The sequence below is a fragment of the Delftia sp. WSY_7 genome, assembly GCF_043104845.1.
Taxonomy (GTDB): domain Bacteria; phylum Pseudomonadota; class Gammaproteobacteria; order Burkholderiales; family Burkholderiaceae_C; genus Comamonas; species Comamonas tsuruhatensis.
Genome location: NZ_JBICLB010000034.1, coordinates 204,509 through 218,344, shown reverse-complemented (window position 1 = coordinate 218,344; position 13,836 = coordinate 204,509). Strand labels below are relative to the sequence as shown.

Genomic DNA, 13,836 nt, shown 5'->3' with positions numbered 1-13,836 from the left:
AGTCTTCGCGGCGATCGCTGCCCCAGCAAAAAGGCGCCCCGAAAGGGGCGCCTTGCCGTTGATGTTGCGGGAGTTTCGAGGGTCAGGCCGGGCTGGCCGCATCCACCTCGGTGCCATCTTCCACGCCGCGCACGCTCTCGCGGCCATGCTTGTCCTTGAGCTTGCCCAGATCGGTTTCCACCGCCCGCTTCAGCTTATCGATGGCGGCGTTGAAGGCGTCCTTGACCTTCTCGGCCTCGGCGTTCACGGCGATCGGCGGGCGTCCATTGGCCCGGGTCTCCAGAACGCAGCGCTTGCCGGGAGCCCCCGAGGTCTTGAGCGCATCGACACCCGTGAGGAACACCTCCACGCGCACCACATAGTCCTTCAATCTCGCCAGCTTGGCGTTGATTTCTTCCTGCGCCCATTGCGCCAAGGACTCGCCACCCTGGATCGAATCGTCGGCATGAACCTGAACTTGCATGCATATCCTCCTAGTCGCCAAAAGCCGCACCACCGGCGCGGCGGGGTTGTCGGGGCCATTGATGAACTGGCGAAACCATCGTAACGCCATGCGGGCTGCCTGCACAGCAAGTCGCACCCTGCGTCGTCAGGTTTTTCGCACTGCAGCATCCGCAGTCCCCACCCTGCCTACAGGCTACACCCAGAGGGGCGACGCCGGGTTCAGCGCGCTGAAGAAGCTTGAGATGCCTCAAGACAACTCTTGCATTCACCTACACCTATTTGCGGTGATGGCCCTGCGCCGGTCGCGGGCGTTCAACCCCTTCCTACAGGTCGCAGGCACGATTGGGCTTACAACGTGACCATCAGGACTTTCCCCTTGCCCACCACCCCATGAGCCCACTTGCCTCACGCCGCCTCAAGATCGGCCTTTCGGCCTGTTTCTCCCATGCGGACCCGCAGCGTCCGCTTTTCACGGGCAAGACGCTGCAGTACGTGGAGCAATCGATAGCGCACTGGATCATGTCGGCCGGCGCCATGGTGGTGATGGTGCCCTGCCCCACAGGCGAGACCGCGCGCGGCGATGTGACGCTGGAGCACTATGCCGAGTGGCTGGATGGCGTGGTCATGCATGGCGGCGCCGACGTCTGGCCCGGCAGCTATGGCGAGGAACCCATGCGCCCCGAATGGCTGGGCGACCGCGTGCGCGATCTCTACGACCTGGCCGTGGTCGAGGCGTTTTCCCAGGCCGGCAAGCCCATCTTCGGCGTCTGCCGCGGTCTGCAGCTGATCAACGTGGCCTTCGGCGGAACGCTGTACCAGGACATCGAGACCCAGGTGCCCGGCTCGCAGCTGCACCGCAATCCCACCGAGTACGACCGCCACTACCACGACATCGCCATCGTGCCCGGCAGCCGGCTGGAGGCGCTGTATCCCACGCTGGACCGCGCACGCGTCAACAGCATCCACCACCAGGGCATCAAGGACGTGGCGCCCGAGTTCGATGTGGAGGCCTGGAGCCTGCCCGACCGCATTCCCGAGGCCATCTTCCGCAAGCCCGGCACGCTCAAGAGCTATATCGCGGCCACGCAGTGGCACCCCGAATTCCAGTTCCGCAACCCGGACACCAGCACGCTGGATGACAGCGTGCTGCTGCGCGACTTCCTGGCCGCCTGCTCACGCGCCCGCGTGAGCCCGGCCGTGAGCCACAGCCCCTTCCAGATCCGCAACCGCGCCGCGCGCCTGCTGCGGCGCGCCTTGCTTCGCAGGCATTGACGGCTCGGCGCCGCCAAGCGCCTGCGCCACCACCTGCTGCAACTGCCCGCGCAGCCACGCATGGGCGGGATCGGCTTGGTGGCGCGCGTGCCAGATCATGAACATGGGCAGCGGCGGGCAGTCCACGGGCACCGCAACGCTGGCCAGCGATGACAGGGCCGTGCGGCCCAGCAGCGACGGCGCCGTCGCCAGCAGCGGCGTGCCGCGCACGAAGGCGGCCAGCGCCGCAAAGCCCGGCACGCGCACGGCAAAGCGGCGCTCCAGCCCGCGCGCCTGCAGTTGCAGGTCCAGGTCCAGCGCCTGGCGGTCGGCATAGGCCACGGTGGCGTGGTCGGCATGCAGATAGTCGGCCAGGCTGGCCGGCGGCTGTCGCACGGCGCTGTCATAGAAGACGGCGTACTCATCGCTGAACAGGCGCTTTTGCACGATGTCCGTGGCATCGGGCGGGCGCGGGCTGATGGCCAGCAGGCAGGCGTCCGAGCGCAGCAGTTCGGCATCCGGCGCGCCGCTGTCGATCACGCGCAGCACCGTCCCGGGCGCGGCTGAGCGCAGGCGCCGGGCCAGCGCGGGCAGCAGCAGTTCGCGCTGCAGGTCGTTGGCGGCAATGATGATCTCGGCACGCCAGTGCGCGGGGTCAAAGCTGGGCCCCTGGCCGAACTGCTGCATCTGCCGCAGCAGCTCGCGCGCCGGGTCCTGCAGCGCCAGCGCATGGGCCGTGGGCGCAATGCCCCGCCCCTGCCGCACGAACAATCGGTCGCCCGTGATGGCGCGCAGCTTGTCCAGCAGATGGCTGACGGCCGATTGCGTCACGCCCAGGCGCTGCGCCGCCGCCGTGACGCTGCCGGTCTCCAGCACGGCCAGCAGCAGTTGCAGCAGCCTGCCATCGAGCTGCGATCCATCGATTTGTCTCATGCATTCCATGATTGGCCGCCGCTTTATCTTTGGCAACGCGGGCCGGACACTGCCGCTGATCCAACGCAAATACCGGAGACAAAACATGGCCGATCAGCCGCAGATTCCCGGCACCACCCTGTTCGACGGCAGGCAGGCCCGCAAGGGCTATGCGCTCAACAGCATGTGCTTTTCCTTCAACGAGCTGGCCAACCGCCAGGCCTTCCTGGCCGACGAAGAGGCCTATATGCGCAGCTACGGGCTGAACCAGGAGCAGGCCGAGGCCGTGCGCGCGCGCAACGTGCTGCAGATGATCGCGGCCGGCGGCAACGCCTACTACCTGGCCAAGCTGGCCGGCAGCTTCCACCTGGACATGCAGGACATAGGCGCCCAGCAGACCGGCATGACCAAGGCCGAGTTCCAGGCCCTGCTGCGCTCGCACGCCTGAGCCCCGCCGCAGACCACACGCAAGACACAGTACAGGAGACACCCACCATGGCACATCTCATCGGCGGCCTCGGCACCTCGCACATTCCCGCCATCGGCAACGCCATCCACAAGGGCCTGCAGAACGAGCCGTACTGGAAGCCCTTCTTCGACGGCTTTCCGCCCATCCGCGAATGGCTGGCCGCCCAGCGCCCCGACGTGGTGGTGGTGTTCTACAACGACCACGGCCTGAACTTCTTCCTCGACAAGATGCCCACCTTCGCCGTGGGCGCGGCCGAGCGCTACTGCAACGCCGACGAAGGCTGGGGCATTCCCACGCTGGCACCGCTGCGCGGCCACACGGAGCTGTCATGGCACCTGATCGAGTCCCTGGTGGGCGAGGACTTCGATGTGGTCAGCTGCCAGGAGATGCTGGTGGACCACGCCTGCACGCTGCCGCTCAAGCTGTTCTGGCCCGAGGGCGACTGCCCGGTGGCCGTCGTGCCGGTGTGCATCAATACCGTGCAGTTCCCGCTGCCCTCGGCGCGCCGCTGCTATGCGCTGGGCCAGGCCGTGGGCCGGGCGATTGCGCGCTGGAACAGCGACCAGCACGTGGCCGTCATTGCCTCAGGGGGCCTGTCGCACCAGCTCGATGGCGAGCGCGCGGGCTTCATCAACAAGGCCTTCGACCTGCAGTTCCTTGAAAGCATGGCCACCAATCCCGAATGGGCCACGCAGTTCAGCGTGCATGAACTCGTGGAAAAGACCGGCACCCAGGGCGTGGAACTGCTGATGTGGCTGGCCATGCGCGGCGCCCTGTCCGCGGCTGCGCCCGGCGTGCGCCGCGTGCACGGCAACTACCACATACCGATCTCCAACACCGCCACGGCGCTGCTGGCGCTGGAGGCGGTCTAGTCGGAAACACAAAGGCCGCCGGGCATGCCAGGCGGCCTTTGTGCTCTGCGTAGCCGTGCGGACCGGGTGTACCCGGCCCTGCCTCTCAATGGTGGTGGCCGTGGCCGCCGTGCACGTGGCGGTGCTCGATTTCCTCGGGCTTGGCCGCGCGCACTTCGGTGACCTTGCAGGCAAAGTGCAGCGCCATGCCGGCCAGCGGGTGGTTGCCGTCCAGCAGCACCACGGGGCCCTTGATCTTGACCACGTGGTAGATCTGGGGCTGGCCCTGGTCATCCGTGCCGCGCAGCTGGCCGCCCACCTTCACGCCGGGCGGGAACTCGCCCTTGGGGATGGTGCGGGTCAGGCTCTCGTCGCGCGCGCCGAAGGCGTCTTCCACGGCCAGGTCCACGGTCAGCGTGTCGCCCACGGTCTTGCCGTCCAGGGCGGCTTCCACCTTGGCGAAGATGTTGTCGTAGCCGCCATGCAGATAGGCCACATCGCCCTTGTCGAGCAGCTTGCCCAGCTTGTCGGTGATCTTGTAGTTGATGGTGACGGCGGTGTCTTTGGTGATGTTCATGGCAAAGGCCTTGGAAAACCGCAGCGCAAAAGGCGCGCCGCGCAAAGCCGCCATTGTCGGCGACCTGGGGCATTCCAGCGTCGGGACCGGGGGTTCACCGGCTGCCCAGCCTCAGCCCAGGCACTCGCGCGCGCATTCGAGCAGGCTGCGCGCCCAGCGCGCGCGGGCCGAGGTGTTCAGCCACAGCAGGCCGACCTTGCGCGCATCGGCAGGCCGGGGGCCCTCGCCGCCGGCCTGATCGGGCAGCGCCAGCACGCGCACGTCGCGGCCCTGGGAGAGCACGGGGCCGATGTCGGGCACCAGGCCCACGCCCAGCCCCTGGTCCACCATCATGGCCACCGCCAGCACCGAGTTCAGCTCCATGCGCTCCAGCGGCGCAATGCCCTGGGAGCGCAGATAGCGGTCGGCCAGCCGGCCACCGGCCAGGGAGCGGTCGTAGCGCACCAGGGGCCGGGTGCGCAGCAGGGCCAGCGGGTCCTGCTGCGCATCCCGGGCGCGGCACAGCACGACCAATGGCTCCTGGCGCAGCTCGGCCCAGCACACGGTCTTGGGCAGGTCGAACGAGGGTTGCAGGCAGATCAGCACGTCCAGCTCGGACTGGACCAGGGCCGTGTACAGCTCGGGCGTAAGGCCGGCGCGCACGCTGATGCGCACCTCGGCGTGGCGCGCCACGAAGGCCCGCATCACGGCGGGCACAAAGCCGTGCAGCGCCGTGTTCACGGTGCCCAGCCGCAGCTCGCCGCCGTCCGCGTCCGAGGCCACCCATTCGCGCAGGCCCTCGAAGTCCTGCAGCAGTTGGCGGCCGCGCTCGAACAGCCGCTCGCCCGCCTCGGTGGCGCGCACGCTGCGGCCATGGCGCACCAGCAGCGGCGCACCCAGCTCGCCTTCCAGCACGCGCATCTGCTGGGCAATGGCCGAGGGGCTCAGGTCCAGCTGGCGAGCAGCTTCGGACATGGAGCCGGTGTCCACCACTCTCAAGAAATTGTGTATGTATCTCACGTCCATTTCACACATTTTCTTGAATCACAACGCAGATGCAACTGCTGTTTTCCCAGGCTGCGCTGCACCACACTGCGTGACAACGACTATTTCAGGAGACAGACGCATGGATTCCCGGCCCACCGCTCAAACCGCTCAAGCCTCTCAGACCTCTTTGCCGCGCCGGATGTGGCTGTCCACCGCCGCCGCCGCGCTGGCCGCCTATGCGCTGCCGGCCTGGGCCCAAAAGCGCGGCAGCCGCCTGGTGGTGCCGTTTGCGCCGGGCGGCGGCAACGATGTGTTCGCGCGGCAGATGGCGCATGGCCTCAACGAGTCCTTCGGCTACGGGATGATCGTGGAGAACAAGGCCGGCGCGGGCGGCAATCTGGGCACGGAAGCCGTGGTGCGTGCGGCCGGCGACGGCAGCACCTGGCTGCTGGGCCATACGGGCACGGTGTCCATCAATCCCTCGCTGTATCCGGGCCTCAAGTTCAATGCGGCCACCGATCTGCAGCCGGTGGCCATGTTCGCCTCGTCGGCCCTGCTGCTGGTCGTGCCGGCTTCCTCGCCCGTGCGCAGCGTGGCCGATCTGGCCGAGCAGATGCGCAAGCGCAGCGGCGAGATGAACTACGCCTCCAGCGGCTCGGGCACGGGCGGCCACCTGACGGGCGAGATGTTCGCCCACGCGCTGGGCGCCAAGGCCATCCATGTGCCGTACAAAGGCACGGCCCCGTCGCTGACCGACCTGGTGGGCGGCAATGTGGACTTCAGCTTTGGCGTGATTCCCGCGGCCATGGCCCTGGTGAAGGCCGGCAAGCTGCGCGCCCTGGCCGTGACTGGCGCCAAACGCCAGCCCCAGCTGCCCGACGTGCCCACGGTGGCCGAGTCCGGCGTGCGTGCGCTGGCCGACTTCGAGAGCTCGCTGACCTACGGCATCCTCGCGCCCAAGGGCACGCCTGCCGAGACGGTGCGCGCGCTGGGGCGCGACGTCCTCAAGGTGGCGTCTGCCGAATCCTTCCAGTCGCGCCTGGGCATCGAGGGCGCCGTGCCGCTGCTGGGCGATGGCGCGCAGTACGCGGCCCGCATCCAGGTGGAGAGCGCCAAGTGGGCCGCCGTGATCAAGGCCTCGGGCGCCACGGCCTGAGACCGGCAAGGACAGCATGTCATTGGTGAAGGACTATCTGGGCCCGGCCGACAGCGGCCACTGGTTTGCAGACGCGCGCTGGCTGGACGCGCTGCTGCGCTTCGAGAGCGCGCTGGCCCAGGCCCAGGCCGACTGCGGCCTGGTTCCGCGCCCGGCCGCCGAGGCCATTGCGCGCGCCTGCGTGCAGGCGCCGCTCACGTGCGAAGACGTGGTGGAGCAGGCGCGTGCCAGCGGCGCGCTGGGCCTGGCCGTGGTGCGGCCGCTGCAGCAGTGGCTGCAGGCCCACGCCCCGGAAGGCCTGCCCTGGCTGCACTGGGGCGCGACCACGCAGGACGCCGTGGACACGGCGCAGGCCCTGCTCACGCAGCAGGCCCTGCAGGCGCTGCTGGCCGAGCTGGGCGCGCTGCAGTCCGCACTGCAGGCCCTGGCCCGCACGCACGCGGCCACGCCCATGCTGGCGCGCAGCCTGCTGCAGCCCGCGCAGATCACCAGCTTCGGATTCAAGTGCGCGCAGTCGGCTGCCGCCGTGGGGCGCAGCATCGAACAGTTTGAAAGGCTTGCCGCCGCTGCGCTGTGCGTGCAATTGGGCGGTGCCGTGGGCAATGGCGCCGTGCTGGGAAGCCACCGTGCCGAGGTGGAGCAGGCACTGGCCAGGCGCCTGGGCCTGTCGGCCTGCGGCCGCAGCTGGCATACGCAGCGCGACGACTGGATGCGCCTGGCCATGGAAGCGGCTGTGTGCGGCGGCAGCCTGGCCAAGCTGGCCCGGGACTGGTCGCTGATGGCGCAGTACGAGGTGGGCGAGATCGCCGAGGCGCCGCGGGGCAGCACCTCCAGCGCCATGCCGCACAAGCGCAATCCCGTGCACCTGATGCAGGCGGTGGCACAGGCCCAGGCCATCCCCCAACTCGCGGCCCTGCTGCTGGGCTGCATGGCCCAGGCCCATGAACGCGCGCTGGGCGAGTGGCAGGCCGAGGTCGCCCACTGGCCCGATCTGTGGCGCCATGTGCATGGCGCCGCCGCCGCATTGCGCCAGGCCGCCCAGTCGCTGCAGGTGCATCCGCAGCGCATGCTGGGCCATGTGCGGGGCCTGCACGGACTGGTGTTTTCAGAGGCCTGCGTGCACGCCATGGCGCCCTGGACAGGCAAGCCCGAGGCCCTGGCCGCCGTGGAGCTGCTGGCCCCGCAGGCGCTGGAGCAGGGGCGCGAGCTGCGCCTGCTGCTGGCCGAATGGGCCGCGCCCCGGCTGGACGCAGCAGCCCTGCAAGCGCTGCAAGATGCGCTGGCCCGGGCCTGCGACCCGGCACGCGCCGTGCAGGCATCGCATGATGCGTGCCTGGCGCTGCTGGCAGCGCCGCAGACCCACGCCCACGCCAATGCCCATTCCCATGCCTGACACAGGAACCCCCGCCATGACCGAACCTTCCGCCGACGCCCTGCAGCGCGGCCTTGCCAACCGCCGCCGCGTGCTGGGTGATGAATGGGTGGACCAATCCGTGGCGCGCGCCAACGAACTGAATGTGGAGTTCCAGCGCATGATCACGGCCTATGCCTGGGACGGCATCTGGAGCCGCCCCGGCCTGGAGCGCCGCACGCGCCGCATCATGGTGCTGGCCATCACGGCCTCCATGGGCCGCTGGGAAGAGTTCGAGCTGCACATCCGCACAGGGCTGCTGGCCGACCCGGCCGATGCCGAGGCCGCGCCGCTGGACCTGGACACCATCCGCGAAGTGCTGCTGCAGACCGCCGTCTATGCCGGCGTGCCCGCAGGCAACACCGGCATGGCCATCACGCTGAAGATCCTCAAGGAGCTGGGGCGCACGCCCGCGCCGGCCAGCTTTCATCCACCCTCAGACACGGCCTGACCGGACTCAGGCGGCCGGCGGCTGTTCCTCGGCCGCAGCGCCCGGGTAGCGCGCAAAGCGCCGGTTCTCTGCGCCATGCACCGGGTCCTGCTCGGCCCAGGGCCATCCGCCGAACTGGGTGCGCCGGTAGTCCTGCATGGCCTGCATGATTTCCTGCTGCGTGTTCATCACGAAGGGGCCGTACTGCGCCACGCTCTCGCCAATGGGGCGGCCCTGCAGCACCAGGCATTCCACGGGGTCGGCGCCGCTGTTGTGCAGCTCCCAGTCCTGCGTGGCATCCACATGCAGGGCCGCATGCTGGGCCAGGGCCGTGGGCCCGACCTGCAGTGCCTGGCCTGCAAAGAAATACAGCATGCGTTGCGTGTCCACGCCGGCTGCGCGCGGCAGCGTCCAGCGTGCGCCGGGCTCCAGGCGCAGCGTCCAGATGGCCACGTCGCCCTCGGGTTGCGAGGCCCAGGATTCGGGCGGCGGAGGCAGGGCGGCCGCCGTGCCGGGCAGGCTGCCTGCGACCACGGTGACCACGGTCCTGCGGCCTGCGGCGTCTGCGTGCTCCAGGCGCGGGATGCGCTCATTCCAGAACATGGTGAAGTGCGGCTCCACCATCTTGGAGCGCGCAGGCAGGTTCAGCCAGATCTGGAACAGCTCCAGCGGATTGGGCGCGTCGCTGTTGAGCAGCGGGAACATCTCCGAATGCTGGATTCCCTTGCCGGCCGTCAGCCACTGCACGTCGCCGCCGCCAAAGCGCGCGGCCGCGCCCAGCGAATCGGAATGGTCGATCAGGCCCTTGCGCACCAGGGTCACGGTCTCGAAGCCGCGGTGCGGATGGCCGGGAAAGCCCGGCACGCCATCGCCGTGGTACATGGAAAAGCCGTCCTTACGGCTGAAGTCGCTGCCCATCTGGCGGCCTTCCAGGTCCACGGCCTGCACGCCCAGTCGGCCATCGCTGGGCGGATAGGCATCGTCATGGTGGGCACAGAACAGGAAGGGGTCCATGGTGGGCCACAGCGGGCCCAGCGGCTGGCTCTGGAGGACGGGGGTGGTGGCTGCGGTCATCGTGGCTCCTGTGAGGCTGCGCCCGCAAGAAAAAAGGGGGCGCTGCATTCTCGGACAGATGCGGCCCCCGCGCCCGTTTTGAAAGCCACCATGGCTGGGACAGTGCGGCCCAGGAATGCAACGCCCGCCGGCTCAGTTGCGCGGCGGCGTCACCAGGCCCTTTTGCACGGCCGGGCGCGCCACGAAGGCGGCCAGCACGCGCTGCAGCTCGGGAAAGCGCTCCCAGCCCAGCAGTTCGGCCGCGTTGTAGCCCTGCTCCACCACCATGTTGCGCACCCAGGGCCACAGGGCGATGTCGGCAATGGTGAACTGCTCGCCCATCACCCAGGCGCGGCCTGCGAGGCGGCGCTCCAGCACACCCAGCAGGCGCACGGACTCGTTCACGTAGCGGTCGCGCGGGCGCTTGTCCTCGAAGTCCTTGCCCGCGAATTTGTGGAAGAACCCCAGCTGGCCGAACATGGGGCCGACGCCACCCATCTGGAACATCAGCCACTGCAGCGTTTCATAGCGCGCGGCCGGGTCGGCGGGCAGCAGCGGGCTGCCGGACTTCTCGGCCAGGTAGACCAGGATGGCGCCCGACTCGAACAGCGCCAGCGGCTTTCCGCCCGGACCCTGCGGGTCCAGGATGGCCGGGATCTTGTTGTTGGGAAAGGTGTCCACGAACTCGGGCGAGAGCTGGTCATTGCTCTCGAAGCCCACGCGGTGCGCCTCATACGGCAGGCCCATCTCCTCCAGAGCGATCGACACCTTGACGCCGTTGGGCGTGGGCAGGGAATACAGCTGGATGCGGTCCGGCTGCATGGCCGGCCACTTGCGCGTGACGGAAAAGGCGGAAAGCGGATTCTGTGGAGTCATGGGGCACCTTGAAGGCTGGACGGGTTCGCCAAGAAATCGATGGCCGCTGCATCGTAGCGTTCGGCGCCCAGCCATGCTTGGCACGCCAAATAACGGCGGACCCGGCCCTGCCGCCGGGTCATGACAACCCACGCAGATTGCATGGCCAGTCTCCCCGCTCGCCGCCATGCACCGGCTACCGAGGCGCTCGGATGGAGGCGCACGGCTGAACCGTGCATCGCCCGCCCGGCACAGCTCTCAGCGCGGCGCGACGGGCTTCTGGACCAGGGCCACGCTCAGGCCGTCCGGCGTCACCGTGATGGCGCCGGGCTCCATGTTCAGAGAGTCCATCAGGGCCAGGTCCTTGTCCTGCAGCTGGTAGAGCACGAGCTGGCCCAGCGCCTGCTCGGCCAGGGCGCTGGCGTAGGTGGTGATCATGTCGCTCATGGCGGGGGCCAGGTCGTTGATGACCAGGCTGTTGACCTTGATCTGGTGGGCGCGCAGCGTGCGGTCCGTGGGCTCGTAGCGCAGCGCGAAGTCCAGGTTCAGATGGCCGCCATAGGCTTGCTTGAGCACGGGTCCCGACAGATCGGCCTGCAACACCGCATTGAGCGCGTTGCGCTCGGGCAGCAATCCCAGCACCGGCGAATGCAGCTTGAGCTGCAGCATGCCGGCCACGGGGAATTGCCGTGGAAAGCGCTGGGCCACCACCTCCTGCAGCCTTTGCCGCGAAATCGAGACATTTCCAGGCCCGGACTTTCCCGAACATCCGGTCGCAGCCAGGCTGCAGCCCGTGGCCAGGACCATCAACAAAAAGCGGCGATTCATCACGACAGCACAAGCCCCAGAAAGCCCGACACGAAACCCTGAAGCGCCATGCATGCCATACGCATGGCGCTATGTTTTTTGAGATCGGCATTGTCCCGCCAGGGGCTATTCCCTGTCCCTGCAGTGGGTGTTGCCCGGCACGCGCGAAGGCGCTTCACAGCGAGTGCCCATCGGACATAGGCAGTACCGCCCTCCGTACGGAAACATCACCCAATCCTTCTGGCCGGCCCTCCCGCCCGCCCAGCTTTGCCGCGGCCTTGGGCACGGCCCTCCACCGGCGCATGAATCTATTCATATATTCATTCATTGATTTGCATAAATCATTGATTTTTAATAAATTACCCCTTATTTTTATTCATTCATCAATTGATTCCCATGGCCTTGGAAGACCTCTCCACCCAGGTACTGGCGGCACTGCGCCGCCAGGGCGGTGCGCTGGCGGCGCGCGAGCTGCAGCAGATGCTGGGCGTGAGCCAGCCCACCGTGTCGCGCGCGCTGGCGCCGCTGATCCGGTCGGGCCAGGTGCGCAAGGTGGGTGCGGCGCGCACGCAGCGCTATGTGCTGCCGCGCCAGGTGACGGGCGTGGGCGCCGAGGTGGCCATCATGCGCGTGGATACCGAAGGCCACGCATCGCCCTTCGGCCGCATGATCGCGCTGCACGGCGGCGGCTTCTGGGTGGACGAGGCCGATGGCCTCAGCGAGCAGCACGACGGCCTGCCCTGGTTCCTGGACGACATGCGGCCCCAGGGCTTCATCGGCCGCACCTTTGCGCACAGCCATCCCGAACTGCAGTTGGGCGGCGACCCGCGCCAATGGGGCGAGGACGACGTGCTGCGCGCCCTGGCCCGCTTCGGCGAGGACCTGCCGGGCAACCTCATCGTGGGCGAAGCCGCGTTCGAGCGCTTCCACACCCTGCCCGCCCGCGCGCTGCGCGCCGAGTCGCCGGCCGAGTATCCGCGCCTAGCCATGCAGGCCATGCAGGGCACGCATCCGGGCTCGTCGGCGGGCGGCGAGCAGCCCAAGTTCTGCTGCACCACGGCCGGGCGCAGCGTCATCGTCAAGTTCTCCCCGGCAGGCGACGCGCCGGCCGAGCAGCGCATACGCGACCTGCTGGTCTGCGAGCATCTGGCGCTGCAGACCCTGGCCGAAGACGGCCTGCCCGCCGCGCGCACGCGGCTGTTCATTGATGGCGGCCGGGCCTTTCTCGAATCGGAGCGCTTCGATCGCAGCCAGCCCGAGCCGGGCTGCGCACCGCCGCCGGACCGCAACCCCGGACGCATAGGCATGGTCTCCCTGCAGGTGCTCAATGCCCAGTACGTGGGCGAGGTGGACAACTGGGCCGCCACGGCCAGCCGCCTGGCGGCGCGTGGCCTCATCACCGAGACCGATGCGCGCAGCCTGCGCCTGCTCGAGGCCTACGGCCAACTCATCGCCAACACCGACCGGCACTACGGCAACATCTCCTTCGTGCTGCCGCAGCCGCAGGGCGACTGGGCGCTGTCGCCCACCTACGACATGCTGCCCATGCTCTACATGCCCATCAATGGCGAGATCGTGGAGCGCGACTTCAGCGCCCAGCCCCCGCGCCCCACGGCCGCCACGCTGGCCGAATGGCCGCGCGCCCAGGCACTGGCGCGGCGCTTCTGGCGGGCCGTGGCGCAGGATGCGCGCATCTCCGGGGAATTCCGCAGTATTGCCGAAAGCAATCTTGATGCCCTTGCCGCTTGATTTTCAAGCACCTCCAATGGAATCAATGGCGCAACCTGTTGATAACCAATAGAAATTCTCTTGAAAAATCTGTGCATATTGGTTGGAAAAACCTCTGCGCAACCTGTTATCCATCTGCGGAGAACCGGCCATCCACAGCCTCGGCCCGCCACCGCCTGCACAATCGAAGCTTTCCTCATCCGACCAGACACGGGCCCCCGATGACCAGCATTGCACCCTCCTCCGCCGCAGACCCCCGCATTGCCGACGTGCTCGGCTACTGGCTGGGCTCCACCCGCCCCGACAATGCAAGCGCCCTGGCCTGCAAGAACCTGTGGTTCATCAAGTCCGATGCCACCGACAACCAGATCCGCGAGCGCTTCGGTGCCCTGGTCGAAGACGCGCTGGCCGGCCGACTCGACGCCTGGGCCGGCACGGCGCTGGGCAGGCTGGCGCTGATCGTGCTGCTGGACCAGTTCACGCGCAACCTGTTCCGGGGCACGGCGCGCAGCTTTGCAGGCGACCCGCAGGCGCTGCAACTGGCGCTGGACGGCATCGCCCTGGGCCATGACCGCCATGCCGACCTGCCTGCCGTGGCGCGCATCTTCTGCTACCTGCCGCTGGAGCATGCCGAGGACCTGGCCCTGCAGGACCGCAGCGTGGCCGCCTTCCAGGCACTGGCCGACCAGGCCGGTGACACTGGCGGCGAGGGCGTACGCGAGTTCCTGGCCGGCACGCTGGACTACGCCCACCGGCACCGCGACGTCATCGTGCGCTACGGCCGCTTTCCGCACCGCAATGCCGTCCTGGGCCGCACCAGCACGCCCGAGGAACTGCAGTACCTGTCCCAGCCCGGCGCAGGGTTCTGAGAGCGCAGCAGATCTCCTTCACCCACAAAAAAGGGAACGTGCCAACGTTCCCTTTTT

The 13,836-nt window shown here is 68.4% G+C and carries 15 protein-coding genes; 8 read left to right on the top strand and 7 right to left on the bottom strand.

The features are described 5' to 3' along the window. Window positions 1–82: 82 nt before the first annotated feature. Complete coding sequence (locus ACF8ME_RS15765; RefSeq protein WP_016449850.1) at window positions 83–463, bottom strand: HPF/RaiA family ribosome-associated protein; 381 nt, start codon at window positions 461–463, stop codon at window positions 83–85. 371 nt (window positions 464–834) lie between these two features. On the opposite strand from ACF8ME_RS15765, the gene ACF8ME_RS15760 reads away from it, so the two are divergent. Continuing rightward, a complete protein-coding gene (locus ACF8ME_RS15760) occupies window positions 835–1,716 on the top strand; it encodes a gamma-glutamyl-gamma-aminobutyrate hydrolase family protein (RefSeq protein ID WP_012202849.1) in 882 nt (293 codons plus the stop codon). Here the strand turns inward: ACF8ME_RS15760 and ACF8ME_RS15755 are convergent. Continuing rightward, a complete protein-coding gene (locus ACF8ME_RS15755) occupies window positions 1,618–2,637 on the bottom strand; it encodes a LysR family transcriptional regulator (RefSeq protein ID WP_392417316.1) in 1,020 nt (339 codons plus the stop codon). The genes ACF8ME_RS15760 and ACF8ME_RS15755 overlap by 99 nt on opposite strands. 76 nt (window positions 2,638–2,713) lie before the next feature. Between ACF8ME_RS15755 and ACF8ME_RS15750 the strand changes: the two genes are divergently transcribed. Both ACF8ME_RS15750 and ACF8ME_RS15745 read left to right on the top strand, forming a co-directional pair. Continuing rightward, the gene (locus ACF8ME_RS15750; RefSeq protein WP_392417314.1) at window positions 2,714–3,055 is read left to right on the top strand and encodes a protocatechuate 4,5-dioxygenase subunit alpha; all 342 of its coding nucleotides are present in this window, start codon (window positions 2,714–2,716) and stop codon (window positions 3,053–3,055) included. 47 nt (window positions 3,056–3,102) lie between these two features. Then, window positions 3,103–3,948: a class III extradiol dioxygenase family protein gene (locus ACF8ME_RS15745; protein WP_392417313.1), complete on the top strand. Its 846-nt coding sequence runs from the start codon at window positions 3,103–3,105 to the stop codon at window positions 3,946–3,948. Between the two features lie 85 nt (window positions 3,949–4,033). Here ACF8ME_RS15745 and ACF8ME_RS15740 read toward each other — a convergent pair whose 3' ends face one another. Both ACF8ME_RS15740 and ACF8ME_RS15735 read right to left on the bottom strand, forming a co-directional pair. After that, window positions 4,034–4,504: a peptidylprolyl isomerase gene (locus ACF8ME_RS15740; RefSeq protein WP_026062580.1), complete on the bottom strand. Its 471-nt coding sequence runs from the start codon at window positions 4,502–4,504 to the stop codon at window positions 4,034–4,036. A 111-nt stretch (window positions 4,505–4,615) separates the two neighbouring features. Further along, on the bottom strand, window positions 4,616–5,509 hold the full coding sequence (locus ACF8ME_RS15735) for a LysR family transcriptional regulator (protein ID WP_212645185.1): 894 nt from the start codon (window positions 5,507–5,509) through the stop codon (window positions 4,616–4,618). Between the two features lie 100 nt (window positions 5,510–5,609). Here ACF8ME_RS15735 and ACF8ME_RS15730 point away from each other — a divergent pair, with 100 nt between their 5' ends. The 3 genes from ACF8ME_RS15730 to ACF8ME_RS15720 are packed head-to-tail and all read left to right on the top strand — an operon-like array spanning window position 5,610 to window position 8,488. Continuing rightward, complete coding sequence (locus ACF8ME_RS15730; protein ID WP_392417312.1) at window positions 5,610–6,626, top strand: Bug family tripartite tricarboxylate transporter substrate binding protein; 1,017 nt, start codon at window positions 5,610–5,612, stop codon at window positions 6,624–6,626. A gap of 16 nt (window positions 6,627–6,642) precedes the next feature. Next, a complete protein-coding gene (locus tag ACF8ME_RS15725) occupies window positions 6,643–8,019 on the top strand; it encodes a lyase family protein (protein ID WP_392417310.1) in 1,377 nt (458 codons plus the stop codon). 16 nt (window positions 8,020–8,035) lie between these two features. Then, a complete protein-coding gene (locus tag ACF8ME_RS15720) occupies window positions 8,036–8,488 on the top strand; it encodes a carboxymuconolactone decarboxylase family protein (RefSeq protein ID WP_016452075.1) in 453 nt (150 codons plus the stop codon). 6 nt (window positions 8,489–8,494) lie between these two features. Here ACF8ME_RS15720 and ACF8ME_RS15715 read toward each other — a convergent pair whose 3' ends face one another. The 3 genes from ACF8ME_RS15715 to ACF8ME_RS15705 all read right to left on the bottom strand — a co-directional run bounded on the left by ACF8ME_RS15715 (window position 8,495) and on the right by ACF8ME_RS15705 (window position 11,083). After that, window positions 8,495–9,541, bottom strand: coding sequence for a pirin family protein (locus ACF8ME_RS15715; RefSeq protein WP_392417308.1), 1,047 nt, complete (start codon window positions 9,539–9,541; stop codon window positions 8,495–8,497). A gap of 132 nt (window positions 9,542–9,673) precedes the next feature. Further along, complete coding sequence (locus ACF8ME_RS15710; RefSeq protein ID WP_016449860.1) at window positions 9,674–10,396, bottom strand: glutathione S-transferase C-terminal domain-containing protein; 723 nt, start codon at window positions 10,394–10,396, stop codon at window positions 9,674–9,676. Between the two features lie 237 nt (window positions 10,397–10,633). Continuing rightward, window positions 10,634–11,083 (bottom strand): DUF1439 domain-containing protein, encoded by a 450-nt coding sequence (locus tag ACF8ME_RS15705; RefSeq protein ID WP_223275342.1) that lies wholly within the window; start codon window positions 11,081–11,083, stop codon window positions 10,634–10,636. Between the two features lie 495 nt (window positions 11,084–11,578). Between ACF8ME_RS15705 and yjjJ the strand changes: the two genes are divergently transcribed. Both yjjJ and ACF8ME_RS15695 read left to right on the top strand, forming a co-directional pair. Next, entirely contained in the window at window positions 11,579–12,931 is a 1,353-nt protein-coding gene (gene yjjJ / locus ACF8ME_RS15700; RefSeq protein WP_126311126.1) for a type II toxin-antitoxin system HipA family toxin YjjJ, read from the top strand. Between the two features lie 200 nt (window positions 12,932–13,131). Beyond that, window positions 13,132–13,779 carry a DUF924 family protein gene (locus ACF8ME_RS15695; protein ID WP_392417306.1) on the top strand — a complete coding sequence of 216 codons (648 nt, stop codon included), beginning with the start codon at window positions 13,132–13,134 and terminating at the stop codon, window positions 13,777–13,779. Window positions 13,780–13,836: the final 57 nt, after the last annotated feature.

Excerpts from the sequence above, each read along its gene's own strand:
- ACF8ME_RS15765 (WP_016449850.1), bottom strand. The coding sequence starts at position 463 with ATGCAAGTTCAGGTTCATGCCGACGATTCGATCCAGGGTGGCGAGTCC.
- ACF8ME_RS15760 (WP_012202849.1), top strand. The coding sequence starts at position 835 with ATGAGCCCACTTGCCTCACGCCGCCTCAAGATCGGCCTTTCGGCCTGT.
- ACF8ME_RS15755 (WP_392417316.1), bottom strand. The coding sequence starts at position 2,637 with ATGGAATGCATGAGACAAATCGATGGATCGCAGCTCGATGGCAGGCTG.
- ACF8ME_RS15750 (WP_392417314.1), top strand. The coding sequence starts at position 2,714 with ATGGCCGATCAGCCGCAGATTCCCGGCACCACCCTGTTCGACGGCAGG.
- ACF8ME_RS15745 (WP_392417313.1), top strand. The coding sequence starts at position 3,103 with ATGGCACATCTCATCGGCGGCCTCGGCACCTCGCACATTCCCGCCATC.
- ACF8ME_RS15740 (WP_026062580.1), bottom strand. The coding sequence starts at position 4,504 with ATGAACATCACCAAAGACACCGCCGTCACCATCAACTACAAGATCACC.
- ACF8ME_RS15735 (WP_212645185.1), bottom strand. The coding sequence starts at position 5,509 with ATGGACGTGAGATACATACACAATTTCTTGAGAGTGGTGGACACCGGC.
- ACF8ME_RS15730 (WP_392417312.1), top strand. The coding sequence starts at position 5,610 with ATGGATTCCCGGCCCACCGCTCAAACCGCTCAAGCCTCTCAGACCTCT.
- ACF8ME_RS15725 (WP_392417310.1), top strand. The coding sequence starts at position 6,643 with ATGTCATTGGTGAAGGACTATCTGGGCCCGGCCGACAGCGGCCACTGG.
- ACF8ME_RS15720 (WP_016452075.1), top strand. The coding sequence starts at position 8,036 with ATGACCGAACCTTCCGCCGACGCCCTGCAGCGCGGCCTTGCCAACCGC.
- ACF8ME_RS15715 (WP_392417308.1), bottom strand. The coding sequence starts at position 9,541 with ATGACCGCAGCCACCACCCCCGTCCTCCAGAGCCAGCCGCTGGGCCCG.
- ACF8ME_RS15710 (WP_016449860.1), bottom strand. The coding sequence starts at position 10,396 with ATGACTCCACAGAATCCGCTTTCCGCCTTTTCCGTCACGCGCAAGTGG.
- yjjJ (WP_126311126.1), top strand. The coding sequence starts at position 11,579 with ATGGCCTTGGAAGACCTCTCCACCCAGGTACTGGCGGCACTGCGCCGC.
- ACF8ME_RS15695 (WP_392417306.1), top strand. The coding sequence starts at position 13,132 with ATGACCAGCATTGCACCCTCCTCCGCCGCAGACCCCCGCATTGCCGAC.